At 70.3% G+C, this 15,964-nt stretch carries 15 protein-coding genes; 10 read left to right on the forward strand and 5 right to left on the reverse strand.

The genetic code is table 11. From position 1 onward, the window contains the following. Positions 1-50 precede the first annotated feature (50 nt). Positions 51-1,496, reverse strand: a complete 1,446-nt coding sequence (locus V3W46_RS05540; protein ID WP_331782098.1) for a pyridoxal phosphate-dependent decarboxylase family protein — start codon at positions 1,494-1,496, stop codon at positions 51-53. 93 nt (positions 1,497-1,589) lie between these two features. Here V3W46_RS05540 and V3W46_RS05545 point away from each other — a divergent pair, with 93 nt between their 5' ends. Together V3W46_RS05545 and V3W46_RS05550 are read left to right on the forward strand one after the other, a co-directional pair. Further along, positions 1,590-2,609, forward strand: coding sequence for an LLM class flavin-dependent oxidoreductase (locus V3W46_RS05545; protein WP_331782099.1), 1,020 nt, complete (start codon positions 1,590-1,592; stop codon positions 2,607-2,609). Between the two features lie 38 nt (positions 2,610-2,647). Then, positions 2,648-3,562, forward strand: a complete 915-nt coding sequence (locus V3W46_RS05550) for an Fpg/Nei family DNA glycosylase (RefSeq protein WP_331782100.1) — start codon at positions 2,648-2,650, stop codon at positions 3,560-3,562. 121 nt (positions 3,563-3,683) lie between these two features. On the opposite strand, the gene V3W46_RS05555 is transcribed toward V3W46_RS05550, so the two are convergent. Then, positions 3,684-4,145, reverse strand: a complete 462-nt coding sequence (locus V3W46_RS05555) for a hypothetical protein (protein WP_331782101.1) — start codon at positions 4,143-4,145, stop codon at positions 3,684-3,686. Between the two features lie 115 nt (positions 4,146-4,260). Here V3W46_RS05555 and V3W46_RS05560 point away from each other — a divergent pair, with 115 nt between their 5' ends. The 5 genes from V3W46_RS05560 to V3W46_RS05580 all read left to right on the forward strand — a co-directional run bounded on the left by V3W46_RS05560 (position 4,261) and on the right by V3W46_RS05580 (position 9,954). After that, positions 4,261-5,643, forward strand: coding sequence for an LLM class flavin-dependent oxidoreductase (locus tag V3W46_RS05560; RefSeq protein WP_331782102.1), 1,383 nt, complete (start codon positions 4,261-4,263; stop codon positions 5,641-5,643). Further along, positions 5,640-6,845: a methionine ABC transporter ATP-binding protein gene (locus V3W46_RS05565; protein WP_331782103.1), complete on the forward strand. Its 1,206-nt coding sequence runs from the start codon at positions 5,640-5,642 to the stop codon at positions 6,843-6,845. The genes V3W46_RS05560 and V3W46_RS05565 overlap by 4 nt, the downstream gene beginning before the upstream one ends. Continuing rightward, on the forward strand, positions 6,842-7,612 hold the full coding sequence (locus tag V3W46_RS05570; protein ID WP_331782104.1) for a methionine ABC transporter permease: 771 nt from the start codon (positions 6,842-6,844) through the stop codon (positions 7,610-7,612). The genes V3W46_RS05565 and V3W46_RS05570 overlap by 4 nt, the downstream gene beginning before the upstream one ends. A gap of 239 nt (positions 7,613-7,851) precedes the next feature. Next, positions 7,852-8,811, forward strand: a complete 960-nt coding sequence (locus V3W46_RS05575; protein ID WP_331782105.1) for a MetQ/NlpA family ABC transporter substrate-binding protein — start codon at positions 7,852-7,854, stop codon at positions 8,809-8,811. A 96-nt stretch (positions 8,812-8,907) separates the two neighbouring features. After that, positions 8,908-9,954 carry an LLM class F420-dependent oxidoreductase gene (locus V3W46_RS05580; RefSeq protein ID WP_331782106.1) on the forward strand — a complete coding sequence of 349 codons (1,047 nt, stop codon included), beginning with the start codon at positions 8,908-8,910 and terminating at the stop codon, positions 9,952-9,954. Between the two features lie 106 nt (positions 9,955-10,060). Here the strand turns inward: V3W46_RS05580 and V3W46_RS05585 are convergent, their stop codons facing one another. Further along, positions 10,061-10,963 (reverse strand): DNA adenine methylase, encoded by a 903-nt coding sequence (locus tag V3W46_RS05585; RefSeq protein ID WP_331782107.1) that lies wholly within the window; start codon positions 10,961-10,963, stop codon positions 10,061-10,063. Positions 10,964-11,478: 515 nt separating this feature from the next. Between V3W46_RS05585 and V3W46_RS05590 the strand changes: the two genes are divergently transcribed. Further along, positions 11,479-12,270, forward strand: a complete 792-nt coding sequence (locus tag V3W46_RS05590; protein WP_331782108.1) for a 4'-phosphopantetheinyl transferase family protein — start codon at positions 11,479-11,481, stop codon at positions 12,268-12,270. Positions 12,271-12,390: 120 nt separating this feature from the next. Here the strand turns inward: V3W46_RS05590 and V3W46_RS05595 are convergent, their stop codons facing one another. Continuing rightward, positions 12,391-13,407, reverse strand: a complete 1,017-nt coding sequence (locus V3W46_RS05595) for a GGDEF domain-containing protein (RefSeq protein ID WP_331782109.1) — start codon at positions 13,405-13,407, stop codon at positions 12,391-12,393. 233 nt (positions 13,408-13,640) lie between these two features. Between V3W46_RS05595 and V3W46_RS05600 the strand changes: the two genes are divergently transcribed. After that, positions 13,641-14,657, forward strand: coding sequence for an alpha/beta hydrolase (locus V3W46_RS05600; protein ID WP_331782110.1), 1,017 nt, complete (start codon positions 13,641-13,643; stop codon positions 14,655-14,657). Positions 14,658-14,948: 291 nt separating this feature from the next. Here the strand turns inward: V3W46_RS05600 and V3W46_RS05605 are convergent, their stop codons facing one another. Beyond that, positions 14,949-15,089, reverse strand: a complete 141-nt coding sequence (locus tag V3W46_RS05605) for a hypothetical protein (protein WP_331782111.1) — start codon at positions 15,087-15,089, stop codon at positions 14,949-14,951. A gap of 91 nt (positions 15,090-15,180) precedes the next feature. On the opposite strand from V3W46_RS05605, the gene V3W46_RS05610 reads away from it, so the two are divergent. Beyond that, positions 15,181-15,918 carry a response regulator transcription factor gene (locus V3W46_RS05610; protein WP_331782112.1) on the forward strand — a complete coding sequence of 246 codons (738 nt, stop codon included), beginning with the start codon at positions 15,181-15,183 and terminating at the stop codon, positions 15,916-15,918. Positions 15,919-15,964: the final 46 nt, after the last annotated feature.

Genomic DNA, 15,964 nt, shown 5'->3' on the forward strand with positions numbered 1-15,964 from the left:
CTCCCGGCGGTCGGCCCACCGGCACGTCACCAGACCACCACGCCCGCACGTCACCCCACCAGCACGTCGGCCGCTGCCACCGCCCGGCGCACCGCGTCGACCGCCCGCTCGACGTCGGCCTCGTCGGTGCTGTAGTTGCTCACCGAGATGCGCAGGATGACGCGGCCGTGCCACTTCGACCCCGACATCCACGTCACGCCGTCGGCGAGCAGCAGCTCGGTCACCCGCCGGGTGCGGTCGTCGCTGCCGAAACTGATGCTGACCTGCGTGAAGACGACATCGTTCAGCACCTCGGCCCCCTCGATGAGCCGGATGCCGTCGGCCAGCTCACGCGCCCGTTGGGCCATGCGCTCTACCATCTCGATGGTGCCGGCCCGGCCGAGCGACTTCAGCGCCGCCCACACCGGAACCCCACGGGCGCGCCTGGAGAACTCGCCCACCTTCTCGAACGGGTCGCCCGGCCCCGAATCGTCGTTCAGCAGATAGCTCGCGTGCACACCCATGGCGGCCCGCACCGCCTCCCGGTTGCGCACGATGGCCAGGCCGCAGTCGTAGGGAACGTTCAGCGTCTTGTGCCCGTCGGTCGCCCACGAGTCGGCCAGGTCGAGCCCGTCGACGGCCTCGGCGAACTGCTCGCTGACGGCGGCCCAGAGCCCGAACGCGCCGTCGACGTGCACCCAGGCCCCCCGCGCGTGTGCGACCGCGATCGACTCCCGCATCGGGTCGAAGGCACCGGAGTGCAGGTTGCCCGCCTGCAGGCAGACGATGGTGAACACGTCGGCCGCGTTCGACCCGTCGGTCACCGAGGGGTCGAGTGCGGCATCCGCCAGCAGGTCCATCGCGGCGGCGAGCGCGTCGGGCCGGATGCGGCCCTGCTCGTCGACGTCGACCGCGACCGGGGCGGGCAGCCCGAGGTACCGCAGTGCGAGGTCGACCGAGTCGTGCCGCTCGGCGCCGACGAACACCCGCACGGCAGGGCCGCCCGCGAGGCCGCGGCTGCGAACATCCCAGCCGCGTTCAGAGAGCAGTGCTTGCCGCGCCGCGGCGAGACCGACGAAGTTGGCCATCGTGGCACCCGTGGTGAAGCCCACGTCGCTGTCGGCGGGCAGGCCGAGCAGGTCGAGCGACCACGCCGCGGCGGCTTCTTCGCAGGCGGCCGTGCCGGGGGTGGCGAGGCGCATGGCGGCGTTCTGATCCCACGTGCTGACCAGCCAGTCTGCACCCAGGGCGGCCGGTAGCGTGCCGCCGATCACCCAGCCGAAGAACCGGCCGGAGCCCATGGCCATCAGCCCGGGCTCGATGAGCTCGGCCAGTTCGTCGACCACCGCGGCGGGGTCGGTCGGATGCTCGGGCAGAGGCTGAGCGAACTGCGCGAGCAGTTCATCCGCGGTTCGGCGGGGCCCCACGGGGCGCGAGTCGAGCGAACCGAGCCACTCGAGCGCGTGCGCTTTCGCGCGGGCCAGTACTTCGTCGTATGCATCGCTGGAGGCCGACATACGCACATGGTAGCCCTCGCGTCGCCCCGCGTGAAGACAGGGTTGCGCGCGGGCGACGGGAAGAAAAGGCGGGCGCAGGGGGTTGAGAAGAGCATGACGCTTCCCCTCTCCATTCTCGACCTCGCCCCCATCGCCCCCGGCGAAACGGCCCGCGAGAGCTTCGCCTCGAGTGTCGCCCTCGCGCAGACCGCGGAGAAGAGCGGCTACCGCCGCGTGTGGTACGCCGAGCACCACAACATGCCCAGCATCGCGTCGTCGGCCACGAGCGTGCTGATCGGGCACGTCGCCGCGCAGACGTCGACCATCAGGCTGGGCGCCGGCGGAATCATGCTGCCGAATCACGCTCCGCTCACCATCGCCGAGCAGTTCGGCACCCTCGAGACCCTCTTTCCGGGCCGCATCGACCTCGGCCTCGGCCGGGCGCCGGGCAGTGACCAGGCCACCATGCACGCAATGCGGCGTGACCCCATGTCGGCCGAGTCGTTTCCGCAAGACGTCGTCGAGCTGCAGGGCTACCTGTGGGGCGAGTCGCGCATCGCGGGCGTGCAGGCGGTGCCCCGGGCATCCACTCGCGTGCCGCTCTACATTCTCGGATCGTCGCTGTTCGGCGCCCAGCTCGCCGCCATGCTCGGGCTGCCCTATGCCTTCGCCTCGCACTTCTCGCCCGACGCCCTGCACGAGGCCGTCGCCCTGTACCGTCGCGAGTTCAAGCCGGCCGACCTGACCGGCGACGGAGTGTTCAGCGAGCCATGGGTCATCGCCGGCGCGAACGTCGTGGCCGCCGAGAACGGCGACGACGCCCGCGAGCAGCTGGCCACCACCCGCCGGTCGCGCGTGCGGGGCATGATCTCGCGCGGCGCCGCCTCGCCCGAGTACAGCGACGAGCACATCGACGCCTTCCTGACCACGCCGAACGGGCGCCAGCTCGCCAACATGATGAAGTACTCGGCGGCGGGCACTCCGACCGAGGTGGCCGCCTTTCTCACCGACTTCGCGTCGGCCGCCGACGCCGACGAGGTGATCGTGGCGCACCAGTCGCCGCAGATCGCCGAACGCCTGCGCTCTGTCGAGCTGACCGCCGACGCCCTCTCCCTCGCAGGAGCCGCCGTCTAGTCCGGCTCGAAGTCGGCGCAGACCGTCATACTTGTAGGGTGCCAGAGCTCCCTGAGGTGTACGCGCTCGTCGCCGATCTCGGCGCGCGGCTGGTCGGCCGCACGCTCGACCGGTTCGACGTGGTGTCGTTCGCGGCCCTGAAGACGTTCGACCCGCCCGCCTCGGCGCTGGCGGGGCGGATGATCGTGGCCGTCGACCGCCACGGCAAGTTTCTCGACCTGACGTTCGCCGCCCCCGGCGCCGGCGTCGCGGCCGGCGGCGACGACGAGCTGCACCTGGTGATGCACCTGGCCCGCGCGGGGTGGATCCGCTGGCGCGAGGGCCCGCCCGTCATCAAGGCGGGGCGCCCCGGGTCTGGCCCGCTTGCGGCACGACTGGTGCTCGATGAGAGTGGCGATCCCCCCGGCTCGGGGCTCGACATCACCGAGGCCGGAACCAAGAAGAGCCTCGCGATCTACGTCGTGCGCGACCCGAACGAGGTGCCGGGCATCGCGCGCCTGGGCCCCAACCCGCTCGACCCCGGGTTCACGCTCGAACAGTTCGCGGGCATCCTGAACGGTGCCGGCCGCGCCCAGATCAAGGGCGTTCTGCGCAACCAGGCGGTGATCGCGGGAATCGGCAACGCCTACTCCGACGAGATTCTGCACACCGCCCACATGTCGCCGTTCAAGCCCGCCGCCATGACCGACGACGAGGTCGGGCGCCTGTTCGAGGCCATGCAGTCGACGCTGCGCGGTGCGATCGAGCGCAGCGACGGGCTCGCGGCGTCAGAGCTGAAGCGCGAGAAGAAGCTGGGGCTGCAGGTGCACGGCCGAACGGGCGAGTTCTGCCCGGTGTGCGGCGACATCGTGCGCCAGGTGACCTACGCCGACTCGTCGCTGCAGTACTGCCCCACCTGCCAGACGGGCGGCAAGCCGCTGGCCGACCGGGTGCTGTCGCGCCTGCTCAAGTAGCCCGCGACCGCCCTCACCAACCGGCCGCTGTTCGCGTGCGCTCGGGTGCCCCCGCCGGGTGCTGTTCGCGTGCGCTCGGGCGCCCCCGCCAGGCACCGCCGGGTGCTGTTGGCGTGCGCTCTCACTCCGCCGGCGCTGCACACAGATGCGCACGCAGCCAGTCCGGTGCGTCGGCGGGGTCGAGCTCGCCCGAACGGATGATCGTGGCGAACTCGATGGCGCACTCGGTGAGTCGCCCGTCGGCAGAGTCGAGCGCGTCGCGGCGAACGTGCACCGACAGCCAGCGCGTCGCGCGGGGGCCGAGGCGGGCGACGCTCGCCACGATTCCGGCGAAGTGCCGCGCCTGGCCGGTCGAGCCGTCGTCGAGCGAGGCCGCGAAACCCCGCCCGCGAAGAGGATTGCGCCCGCCCGTTGCCGCCGCCACGAACCACAGCGGGCCGGCCGGAATGCCCGCTCCACGCCGGCCGAACTCGACGAGATACCGTCGGCCGCCGGGGCCCTGCGCCGCCAGCGAAGCGGCCATCGCGCAGAGGGCGGCGCATCCGTCGCGGGTGTCGCCGCGGGCCGACCGTCGCTCTGCCATCGTTCGAGCCTAATCGCACGCCGGCGCGAACCCATTTTGTGTACTCGGTCTGGAATGTGACGCTGTATAACGCATGCGCGCGCGCCGATCGACGAACTCGCCCATGATGATCACCATGACTCGCCAGATTCGCTTCAACGCTTTCGACATGAACTGCGTCGCCCACCAGAGTTCGGGCATGTGGCGGCACCCCGACGACCAGTCGTGGCGCTACAAGCAGATCTCCTACTGGACTGAGCTCGCCAAGCTCCTCGAGCGCGGCGGGTTCGACGGCATCTTCATCGCCGACGTGCTGGGCACCTACGACGTGTACGGCGGCTCGAACGAGGCCGCGATCCGGCACGGCGCCCAGGTTCCGGTCAACGACCCGATTCTGCTCGTGTCGGCCATGGCCGCGGTCACCGAACACCTCGGGTTCGGCATCACCGCCGGCACGGCCTACGAGCATCCGTACCCGTTCGCACGCCGCATGTCGACGCTCGACCACCTCACGAACGGCCGCGTCGGCTGGAACGTGGTCACCGGCTACCTGCCGAGCGCCGCCCGCAATATGGGGCACGAAGACCAGCTCGAGCACGACGACCGCTACGACGTGGCCGACGAATACCTCGAGGTGCTCTACAAGCTCTGGGAGGGCTCGTGGGAAGACGACGCCGTCATCCGCGACCGCGAGTCTGGCGTCTTCACCGACCCGAGCAAGGTGCACGAGATCGGGCACTACGGCAAGAACTTCACGGTTCCGGGTATCCACCTCGCCGAGCCGTCGACGCAGCGCACGCCCGTGATCTACCAGGCAGGCGCCTCGCCCCGCGGCATCAGGTTCGCCGCCGGCAACGCCGAGGCGATCTTCGTCGCCTCGTCAACGAAGGCGGGCCTGAAGGCGACCGTGGGCCGCATTCGGGATGCCCTCGAAGAGGCAGGGCGCGACCGCTACAGCGCCAAGATCTACACCCTGCTCACCATCATCACCGATGAGACCAGCGAGAAGGCGCACGCCAAGCACCAGGACTACCTGCGCTACGCCAGCGAAGAGGGCGCCCTCGTGTTCATGTCGGGCTGGATGGGCATCGACCTGTCGCAGTACGACCTCGACGAGCCGATCGGCAATGTGAAGAGCAACGCCATCCAGTCGGCGGTCGCCAACTTCCAGGAGGCGAACGAAGACGGCGGCGAGTGGAAGGTGCGCGACATCGCCCGGCTCGGCGCGATCGGCGGCCTCGGCCCGTTCATCGTCGGTTCGCCCGAAGAGGTCGCCGACCACCTGCAGGAGTGGGTCGAAGACACCGATGTCGACGGGTTCAACCTCGCCTACGCCATCACCCCCGGCACGTTCGAAGATGTGGTGGAGTTCGTCATCCCCGAACTGCGCCGCCGTGGCGCCTACCCCGAGGAGTACGTCGAGGGCAGCCTGCGCCAGAAGCTGCACGGCCGCGGCGACCGCCTGCCCGAGGAGCACCTGGGCGCCAGCTTCCGTATCGGGGTGCCGGCGAGAACATGATCACCCTCGAGAAACTCACCAAGGTCTACGGTCACGGCGACAGCGCCGTGGCCGTGCTCGACAACCTCGACTTCAGTGTCGGCGCCGCCGAGATCTTCGCCGTCGTCGGCCCGAGCGGCGCGGGCAAGAGCACGCTGGCGCAGTGCGTCAACCTGCTCGAGCGCCCCACTTCCGGCTCCGTCATCGTCAACGGCGAGAACCTCTCGCGGCTCACCGAGGCGCAGCTGCGCACGGCCAGGCGCCGCATCGGCACTGTCTTCCAGGCCGACGGCCTGTTCAGCCGCCGCACCGCCGCAGAGAACATCGCGCTGCCGCTCGGCTACCTCGGGGTCACCCGGCGCGAGTCGAAGAAGCGCGTCGCCGAGCTGCTCGACCGTGTCGGCCTCTCCTCCCGCGCCGACTACTACCCGCACCAGCTCTCGGGCGGCCAGCGCCAGCGCGTCGGCATCGCCCGCGCTCTCGCCCTGAAGCCCACCGTGCTGCTCGCCGACGAGGCCACCTCGGGCCTCGACCCCGACTCGACCGCCTCCATCACGTCGCTGCTGAAAGAGCTGCGCTCTGACCTCGGCCTGTCGATCTTGTTCATCACCCACGAGATGCAGACCGTTCTGCAGGTGGCCGACTCGGTGGCGCGGCTCGACCGCGGGCACATCGTCGAGTCGGGGCGGGTCGTCGACCTGCTGCGCGACCCGTCGTCTGGTCTCGGGCGCGCCCTGAACCCCGCGAAGCCCGCCCAGAACGCGGGCGCGAGCGAGAGCGAGTGGTTCGTCAGCTACACCTCTGCGGCGGTTCCGGCCGACTGGGTGACCCGGCTCGGCCAGGAGTTGCAGACGCCGGTGTCGCTGCTCGGCGCCTCGATCGAGACGATCGACGGCGCCATCGTCGGCCACGCCACGGTCGGTCTGCGCGGCCCCGATGCGCAGGCCGTCGCCGAGGCCGCCCGCCGACTGGGGCTGGATGCCCGGCCGAGCGACGGGGCGTCGTCGGAGGTTTCGATACGCAGCTCCGCTGCTACTCAACCAGCGGGCCGACCGTCGGTTGAGCGGGCCGCAGGCACAACGCCGGTTGAGCAGGCCGCAGGCACAACGCCGGTTGAGCAGGCCGCAGGCCGTGTCGAAACCCCCACGCCCGACGCAGGCGTTCCGGTACGCGAGCCCTCCGAGCACGCCACGAGGCCGACGGGTACGGAGGTCACGGTATGAGCGCCATCGTGCTCGCCAACCCGAACGACGTTCCCCTCGCCGACATTCCGGCGCTCGTGCTGCCGGCACTCGGTGAGACGCTGATCATGGTCGGCATCGTGATGGCGATCGTGGTGGTCGTGGGCGTGCCGCTCGGCGCGATCATCCACAATCTGGCTCGTGACGGCCTCTTTCCCAACCCGGGCATGCACTCGGCACTCAGCTGGATCGTGAGCGTGGGCCGGTCGCTGCCGTTCCTGATCTTGATGGTCGCGATCATTCCGTTCACCCGGCTGATCACCGGCACCAACATCGGCATCGCGGCCGCCGTGGTGCCGATGTCGGTGGCCGGCATCGCGTTCTTCACCCGTATCGTCGAGAACTCGCTGCGCAGTGTTCCGCCGTCGCTGGTGAAGGTCGCGAAGGCGTCGGGCGGGTCGAGCCTGCAGATCATCCGTACGGCCCAGCTCGGCGAGGCGGTGCCGTCGCTGATCGGCGGCCTGACCATCAATACGATCGCCATGATCGAGTACTCGGCGATCGCCGGCACCATCGGCGCGGGCGGAATCGGCTACGTGGCCATCACCTACGGCTACCAGCGCTTCGACAACCAGGTGATGCTCGCGACGATCATCATTCTCGTCGCGCTGGTCGCGGCGGTGCAGCTGGTCGGCGACGCGCTGGTGCGGCTCACGACGCCGCACAGCTCCACTGCGAGCGACCGCCGGTTCGCCCGGCGGGTGGCCCGCATCGACATCGAGACCGCCAATGCCGCGTCACCCGTCTGATTTCGATACGCGCTTCGCGCTACTCAATCAGCGCACCCCCGCCCGTTGCTCTGATTTCGATACGCGCTTCGCGCTACTCAACCAGCGCACCCCCGCCCGTTGCTCTGATTTCGATACGCGCTCCGCGCTACTCAATCAGCGCACCCCCGCCGGTTGAGTAGGCCGACGGCCGTATCGAAACCAGCACCCCAGCTCCTCGTTCCACCTCATCACACAGCAGCCCGAAAGGCACCACAACCATGTCTGAAACACCCTCCAACGCGCCCGAAAACGATGCCACCCCACCCGCCAGCACCCCCGGTGCCCCTAGCGCCACCCCCGACGCCGGCCTGGGCTTCGAACTGAAGAAGCGCCGCAGATGGCCCTGGGTCGCAGGCGGCATCGTCGTGGTCGTCGGTGTCGCCGCCGCGATCACGATCCCGCTGCTCAGCCCGACGGCCTCGGCCAACGACCAGGCGGGTGCGACGCTGTACGTCGCCACCGCCGAGGGCAACGCCTCCGAAGAGGCTCTCGTCAACTACGTCGCGGCGAACGTCGCGCCGAAGTACGGCATCACTGTCGCCTTCAAGGGGCTCTCTGACAGCAACACCATCAACCGCGCGGTGAGCGACGGCGAAGTCGCCGCCACGGTGTACCAGCACAAGCTCTGGCTCGGCCAGGTGCTCGAGGCGAACCCCGACTTCAAAGAGGAGGCGGCGACGCCCGTCTTCCGCTGGGGCTTCGGGCTCTGGAGCGACAAGTACACCGACCCGAGCCAGATTCCCGACGGTGGCACCATCTCGCTCTACTCCGACCCGGCCAACGAGTCGCAGGGCCTCTGGATTCTCGACAGCGCCGGCCTCATCACCCTCAAAGACGGCACCGACAAGGGCACCGCGACCGTCGACGACATCGCCTCGAACCCGAAGAACCTGAAGTTCACCCTGCTCGACTTCGCCGCCCAGTCGCGGGCGCTGCCCGACCTCGACGCGGCCGTGGGCTACACCGAGTACTACCTGGCCGCGAACATCCCGATCGCCGACCAGATCTTCGCGCCCCAGGCCCCCGACGAGTTCGCCGGCCAGCTCACCATCGGATCGAACTACGCCGACAGCGACAACATCAAGAAACTGGTCGCGGCCTTCCAAGACCCGCTGGTGCAGCAGTTCCTGGCCAGTGACCCCACCGTCAAGGGCATCCTGCTGCCGTTGAATCAGTAGGGTACATCCGCGGCGACCGGATGCCCGGCGGGCCGAACGGGTACGCTACCGTTGCGGCCACCGACGACCATGGGCGGCCGCGCGAAAGGGGCAGCCATGCGGCTCGGCGTGACGATCGACTACTCCGACGACTTTCTCGTGGCGGCCGGTGAGACGGTCGAATTCGAGCGGGCCGGCGCCCAGGTGGTGGCCGTCTCAGAGGCGTACTCGTTCGACGCTGTGAGCCGGCTCGGCTACCTCGCGGCCGTCACGTCGACCATCACGCTGATGTCGGCCATCCTGCCCATCTATTCGCGCACGCCCACGCTGATCGCCATGACGGCGGCCGGGCTCGACTCCGTCTCCGGCGGGCGGTTCGAGCTCGGCCTCGGCAGCTCGGGGGCGCAGGTCATCGAGGGCTTCCACGGCGTGCCGTTCACGGCCCCGCTCGGTCATCTGCGTGAGACGGTCGAGATCTGCCGCTCGGTGTGGCGGCGCGAGCGGGTCGTGCACAACGGCAGGAACTACCGCATTCCGCTGTCCGCCGATCAGGGAACCGGTCTCGGCAAGCCGCTCAAGCTCATCAACGAGCCGGTGCGGGCGGGCATCCCGATCTCGATCGCCGCGCTGACACCGCGCGCGGTGGCGCAGACGGCCGAGATCGCCGACGGCTGGCTGCCGCTGTTCTACCACCCCGAGTTCGCCGCTGCGGCCTGGGGCGAGGCGCTCGCCGACGGGCAGGCGAAGCGCGACGCGGCACTCGGCCCGCTCGACACCATCGTCGCCGTTCCGCTCTACATCGGCGACCACACCGACAGGATGCTCGACGCCTACCGTCAGCGCATCGCCCTGTACGTGGGCGGCATGGGGGCCCGCGGCGCCAACTTCTACAACGACCTGGCCATTCGGTACGGCTACGCCGACGAGGCCGAGCGGGTGCAGGAGCTGTACCTGGCGGGCGAGAAGAGTGCCGCGGCCGCCGCCGTGCCCGACGATCTGGTGCGCGCCACTGCCCTGATCGGCAACGAGTCGCACGTGCGGGACCGCCTTGCAGCGTTCGCCGAGTCGGGCGTCACGACGCTGCTGGCGCAGCCGCTGGCACCAACCGGCCCCACCCGCATCGAGTCGATCGAGGCGCTGCGCGGACTGCTGCCGCAGAGCTGACGCGGTTTGGGCCCGCAACGGCTGGCCTGACGCGCTGGGCGGGGCACCGACTGCTGGCCCGACGCGGTTCGGGGCCTGCAACGGCTGGCCTGACGCTCTGGGCGGGCTACGCGCGCAGGGCGCGGTGCAACAGGGAGTTGGCCCAGAGGGGCGCGCCGTCGTCGGTGGGCAGGCGCGAGAGGGTGCTCCAGCCCGAGGCTCCGGCCGGCGTCTCGTCGACCGGATGCCCGGCGAGCAGCACCGCGGCCCCCTTCGCCGTCACCGCAGCGACGAAGCTCTTCACTTCGCGCGGGGTGGGGGCCGCACCTCGAGGCGCCGCCGAGCCCCGTGGTTCTCCGGGCGGCGGAGCCGCCGCCGAGCCCAGCGGTTCTCCGGGCGGCCGAGGCTCCCCCGGCACGCGCGGCTGCCCCGCTTGCCCGGGCTCCCCCGCCGCGGCCACCGGGTAGGGCGGATCGACGAACACGATGTCGTCTTCGTGAATCTGCGGCAGCAGGTCGAACGGCTGCCGGCCGCTCAACCGCACGTCGCGCCCGGCGAGCAGCCTGCCCAACGCGCGCAGGTTCGCCGCATCGAACGCCACCGTGTCACGTGCGAAACGCGCCGACGCAAAATCGTCGGCGGCGCCGGCGAGCCCGTTGCCCTCGGCCGTGCCGCTGAGGTAGACGAAGCGGGCCGCCCTGTCCATGGCCGGGAGGGGCTGCTGTTCGCGCAACCCGGCGAGGCGCTGGCCGTCGAACTGGCGGCGGTCGTGGCCGGCAGCGAGGCCAGCCACGAGGCCGATGAGCCGGCCGGGGTCGGTGAGCAGGGCATCCCACACCGCCAGCAGGTCGGGGTTCGAGCTGTTCAACACGAAGGAGGCCCCGGGGTGCTGCTGCATCACGGCGATCGCTCGCGCTCCGCTGCCGAGGAACGGCTCGATGTACGACCCGAACCGGGCGGGAACGGCCTGGGCGAGCAGGGCGGGCGGGCGGCGGCGGCCTGATCCGTAGAGGTAGGGCGGCGCGATCATCCCGTCAATTCTCGCGCAGAAACGCAGGGCGCAGCGAGCGCTGCGATTTCCTGCCCTGTCAGCTCAGGGAGGAAATCGCTCGGCTCGCAGAAACACACAGGTCTCGGGTGAACTCATTGATCGGCGCTTTTTCAGAGAATGCCACGAGTTATCAAAGAATCAGTGACGCTCTCCACCGGGCTGCGAATCGAACGCGTTCGGGGTGAGACAGAAGTGTGGTGGAACGGGGCAAACCAGACGTGCACAACGACAGCGTCGGAATGATCTGTGCCTGCCCGGGTTCGATACCCGAGTGTGGCCTTGCCCCCAGCGGACGGTGATGATGCACCGCAATCCCGCAGCCGCAACCATAACACACCCGGGCCGCTGGCGACGAACCGGGCCACGCGCCGATGAACGTCGCGATTCACCGACGGGTGCGTACGGCTCGCGCCAGAGTGTCACGGCTGGCGCGAGAGCACCGCGCTCAGCCGGCGCACGTCGCGGTTCGACGACGGGGTGCGTACGGTGGGTCTGTGGCCGTCGCATGTGAGATCTGGATGACCGACCTGCGCCAGCACACCCCGGCGGCCCTGCGGCAGCGGCTCGCCGAGCTCGACGCCACCGAACACTGCCGGCACGCCTCGTTGCGGCTGCCCGACGACCGCGCGCGGTTCGTGCTCGGCGCCAGCCTCGTGCGGGGGGCGGCCGCGCTGCGCCTCGACACAGCGCCCAGTGACGTCGTCGTCGACCGCCGCTGCCCGCGCTGCGGAGCATCGCACGGCCGGCCCACGCTGCCCGGCACCGGGCTGTACGTCTCGGTCTCGCACTCGGCCGACCTCGTGGTGGTCGCCCTGACCGCCGCGGGCCCCGTCGGCATCGACGTCGAGCGCATCGACTCCCCCCGCCTGTCCCGCCACGTCCCCACCTCCCCCGCGCCCGAAGCAGGCGCCTCGCCCGGCCACACCGCGCCCGACACCATCGGTCTCGGCAACGGCCCCTCCGCGGATCTCTCCGCGCGCGCCGCGTCGACCCTGCCGATCCTGCTCGGCGAAGGCGAGACGCGACCCACATCGACGGCCGCGTTCTACACGACCTGGTGCCGCAAGGAGTCGGTGGTCAAGGCGACGGGCGACGGCATGCGCGTAGCCCTCACCGACGTTCTCGTCACCCCGTCAGCAGAGCCACCCCGGTTGCTCGCCTACCCGTGCGGCGTGCGCGACGCCCTGATGACCGACCTGGAGCTCGCCGACGGCTACGCGGGCGCCCTCACGCTGCTGACGAGGCAGGCAGCCCCCCTCGAGTTCACAGTGCGCACTGCACCGTAGCAAGCGCAGACCCGCGAGCCGGGAAGCGGCAGTCGAGCATCCGGCGCGGCGCGGCTCGGCCCAGCGCGGCGCGGCGCAGCGCGGCCCAGCGCGGCGCGGCCCAGCGCGGCCCGGCGCGGCTCAGGCGCTGCGGATGGTGTTGCGGCCGCCCTGCTTCGCCGCGTAGAGGGCCTTGTCAGCGCGCGCCGACAGCGCCGAGATCTGCACCGTATCGCCGCCCGAACCGATGGCGGCGCCGATGCTCACCGTCAGCTGCGGTGCCGACGGCTGCTGCTCCAGCTCATGCCTGAGGCGTTCTGCGAGCGCCATCATGTCTTGCTCGCCGAGCACCAGGCAGAAGATCGCGAACTCCTCGCCGCCGGTGCGTACCGCCACGTCGGCCTCACGCATCGTGCGCACGATGGTCGCGGCCGTCACCCGCAGCACCTCGTCGCCCACGGCGTGCCCGAAGCGGTCGTTGATCGCCTTGAAGTGGTCGAGGTCGAGCAGGATGCACGCCAGCTGTTGTCCGGTGCGCCGCGAGACGCTGTCGAGCAGCGGAACCTGCACCTCCATGCCCCGCCGGTTGAGCAGCCCGGTCAACGAGTCGGTGAGCGCGAGGTTCAGTGCGGCATCCCGAGCCAGTTCGAGAAACTGCCGCTGCCGAACCAGCAAGAACGTGCTCGTCACCGTCAGCCCGAGGTACACGACGCACGCCGCCAGGGGGTTGGCGCTGCGCAGCACGATCGTGACGATGGCCAGCACCACCCCGATCGATCCGATCAGCAGGCCCATGCGGTAGGTGTCGAGCACGGTCGCGGCCATGGTGAGCGACACCAGCGAGTAGACGATGATGACCGGCAGGCCCGGGTTGGTGACCGTGTACGCCACGAAGCTCAGGCACACCATGGCGGCGATGATGAGGATGCGCCCCGGGGCGTGCGTGGCGATGGCGCGCCCCCGCACGGCGAGCGCCACGACGGCGGCACTGGTGGCCAGGAAGCCCAGCACCAGCCGCACCCAGAACGGGTGGATGTCGACGAACAGCGCCAGGAACGCATACAGAACGGCAGTCTCGACGGCCAGGATCTGCACCACCCGCGACCGGAACAACAACTGTGACACGTCGGCAGGCGGGGCTGCCGTCGGTGCGGTCATGGTTGTTCCTTCACGTAGCGGCAGGGCGACAGCAGACTGTTGGCAGAACATCGAGCGAAATATGGCTGGTTTGACCATACCCTCTCCCTGTCGAGCAGACGCGATTTCACACGACGACGACGGTTCGATCATTCCGCGTCAGCGCGGGCGTGGATGGGCCTCGGGGCATGTTCGCAGTAGATCCAGAGGTGCATCACGGCTGACCGGCATGCTGGGTGCCTACGGTTGGCCTCATGAACGACTCACCTGCGGCGGCTCCCCCTGTCGCGCCCGCCTGGCACCTGGCCCTGCGGTCGCTGTTCAAGGGAACCCCGGTGTGGGCCTTCCGGGCCGGCATGTTCGTCATTCAGAACTCAGAGACGAAGCGCATGAACGTCGACCCCGTGGCGGGGGTGCGGCAGACGACCGATATCGACTATGCCGGGCACGGGCATCCGCAGCAGCGGCTCGACGTTCTCGTCGCCGACGACACCGCGGCGGGCGCGAAGCCCGTCTACATCTACCTGCACGGCGGCGGCTGGACCTCGGGCGACAAGAACACGGTCACGAAGTACTGCGCCCTGCAGGCCGCGGCCGGCGCGGTCGTGGTGAACGTCAACTACCGCCGGGCCGGGCGCTTCCAGATGAACCACATGATCGAAGACGCTGCCTCGGCGGTGCGCTGGGTGCACGAGAACATCGTCGGCTACGGCGGCGACCCCGCACGCATCGTGCTCGGCGGCGACTCGGCCGGCGGCCACATCGCCGCCCTCTTCACCGCGGCGTCTGGCAGCCCCGAACTGCGCGAACACTTCGGGATGCCCGCCGGTACCGGCCTCGATACGGTGCAGGGTCTGGTACTGCACTGCAGCGCCGTCGACTTCTCTGAGATGTTCGGTCGCGCGCCCATCCTGAGCAAGAACTTCGTGCGGCTGCTGCACCCCCGGGCGGCGGCCACCCGGTCACTGAGAGCCGCTGCGACGTACCTGTCGCCGATCGAGTGGGTGAAGGCCGGGCATCCGGAGGTCTTCGTGTCGACCTCAGAGCTCGACTACTTCTACGAGTCGAACCTGCGGTTCGTGTCGCGGCTGCGGGCGGCGCTGGTTCCGGTCGAGACGCTCGTCTACGGGCGCGAGAACCGCAACGCTCGGCACACCTGGCAGCAGAACTTCAGGTACCCCGAATCGCAGGCGGTCTACGCCCGGCTATCGGAGTTCATCCAGCGCGTGACGGCCCCCGTCGTGGCGCCGATCGCCGCCCGCGCGGTTTAGCCCCGCAGCAGTCGAGCCAAGCGGCAGCCCGTTCGCGCGCGCGCGCGACCCACGCCGCGAGGGCCGGGTGCCCGATGGCGGGGCGCCGAGACGGCGGGCCACTGCGCCCGGGCGTAGACCAGCCCGAGAGCGTCAGCACGGCGGCCGCATCGTCGGGTGGCGAGGCGCCGACGAGCGGGTAGCCGGACAGGGTCATCGGAACGACCGTCCCGAGCTCCCCTGCGCCGCGTCCGGTGCGTCGCCCGATGCGTCGGCGTCACCCGCCGCGGCCTGGCACGCGCTGTCGCCACCCTAGTCGCCGGGCACGTCGGCCGCGGGGGCGAGGTACTTCATTTGTTCGTCGTCGTCGTCGTCGGCGCGGCGGTGCTCGAGCCAGCTGGGCGGAGTCATGGTCAGAAGCACAGGCGGGCATCCGGGGGCCGGGCGGTTCATGACGTGACCGTGCCGATTCGCGGCGCGTTTGACAGGCGGTTCATCGGTGGTCGAATGCTGCCGCACAGGCTCGACGCGCAGGCTGAAGGGCATGACGACCTCGACGCAGCTGAACCCGGCCTCTGCGACCACCACCACCCCGCGCCCCATCAGGGTGCTCGTCGTCGAAGACGGCGAACCGTTGCGCGACCTGCTCGGGCGGGCGCTGCGGCTGGAGGGGTGGGATGTTCGCGAGGTCGCCGACGGAGCGAGTGCCCTCGACGCGGCGGTGGAGTTCCGGCCCGACGCAATCGTGCTCGATGTGATGCTGCCCGACATGAACGGCATCAGGGTCGTGACGGCACTGAGGGCATCCGGTGACGCGACGCCGGTGCTGTTTCTGACGGCGCTCCACTCGACGGCCGACCGGGTCGACGCCTACATGGCGGGAGGCGACGACTACATGACGAAGCCGTTCAGCCTCGAGGGGGTGGCGAGCCATCTGATGGCGCTCGTGCGGGCGCACGGTGTGCCGGGGCGCAGCCGCACGCTGGCCGATCTCGTGATCGACGACGAGCGGCGGGAGGTGTGGCGCTCGGGCGACCGCATCGACCTCACGCCGCCCGAGCTGCGGCTGCTCGACGCCCTGATGGCCTCCCCCGGCGAGCGCCTGACGGCGGAGCAGCTGAGCGCCGCCGCCGCCGCACCGACACTCCACGATGCCCGCGAGGTGGCAGCGCTGCTCGCGTCGCTGTCGAAGAAGCTCGACACCGACCGCACCCCGCTCATCACCGTCACCGACGACGCCCGCTACTCGATCGGCACCCCCTCCATCCCCTCCACCCCCTGACCCGCCCTCCGCTGCCACCCGGATGCGCGCCCCTCACCCCCTCGGC

The sequence above is a fragment of the Subtercola sp. YIM 133946 genome, assembly GCF_036553535.1.
Classification (GTDB): Bacteria; Actinomycetota; Actinomycetes; order Actinomycetales; family Microbacteriaceae; genus Subtercola.

What these genes read in the sequence shown, in the direction of transcription:
- V3W46_RS05595 (WP_331782109.1), bottom strand. Translation starts at nt 13,407, where the DNA reads ATGACCGCACCGACGGCAGCCCCGCCTGCCGACGTGTCACAGTTGTTG.
- V3W46_RS05570 (WP_331782104.1), top strand. Translation starts at nt 6,842, where the DNA reads ATGAGCGCCATCGTGCTCGCCAACCCGAACGACGTTCCCCTCGCCGAC.
- V3W46_RS05555 (WP_331782101.1), bottom strand. Translation starts at nt 4,145, where the DNA reads ATGGCAGAGCGACGGTCGGCCCGCGGCGACACCCGCGACGGATGCGCC.
- V3W46_RS05585 (WP_331782107.1), bottom strand. Translation starts at nt 10,963, where the DNA reads ATGATCGCGCCGCCCTACCTCTACGGATCAGGCCGCCGCCGCCCGCCC.
- V3W46_RS05545 (WP_331782099.1), top strand. Translation starts at nt 1,590, where the DNA reads ATGACGCTTCCCCTCTCCATTCTCGACCTCGCCCCCATCGCCCCCGGC.
- V3W46_RS05610 (WP_331782112.1), top strand. Translation starts at nt 15,181, where the DNA reads ATGACGACCTCGACGCAGCTGAACCCGGCCTCTGCGACCACCACCACC.
- V3W46_RS05580 (WP_331782106.1), top strand. Translation starts at nt 8,908, where the DNA reads ATGCGGCTCGGCGTGACGATCGACTACTCCGACGACTTTCTCGTGGCG.
- V3W46_RS05575 (WP_331782105.1), top strand. Translation starts at nt 7,852, where the DNA reads ATGTCTGAAACACCCTCCAACGCGCCCGAAAACGATGCCACCCCACCC.
- V3W46_RS05560 (WP_331782102.1), top strand. Translation starts at nt 4,261, where the DNA reads ATGACTCGCCAGATTCGCTTCAACGCTTTCGACATGAACTGCGTCGCC.
- V3W46_RS05540 (WP_331782098.1), bottom strand. Translation starts at nt 1,496, where the DNA reads ATGTCGGCCTCCAGCGATGCATACGACGAAGTACTGGCCCGCGCGAAA.
- V3W46_RS05605 (WP_331782111.1), bottom strand. Translation starts at nt 15,089, where the DNA reads ATGAACCGCCCGGCCCCCGGATGCCCGCCTGTGCTTCTGACCATGACT.
- V3W46_RS05600 (WP_331782110.1), top strand. Translation starts at nt 13,641, where the DNA reads ATGAACGACTCACCTGCGGCGGCTCCCCCTGTCGCGCCCGCCTGGCAC.
- V3W46_RS05565 (WP_331782103.1), top strand. Translation starts at nt 5,640, where the DNA reads ATGATCACCCTCGAGAAACTCACCAAGGTCTACGGTCACGGCGACAGC.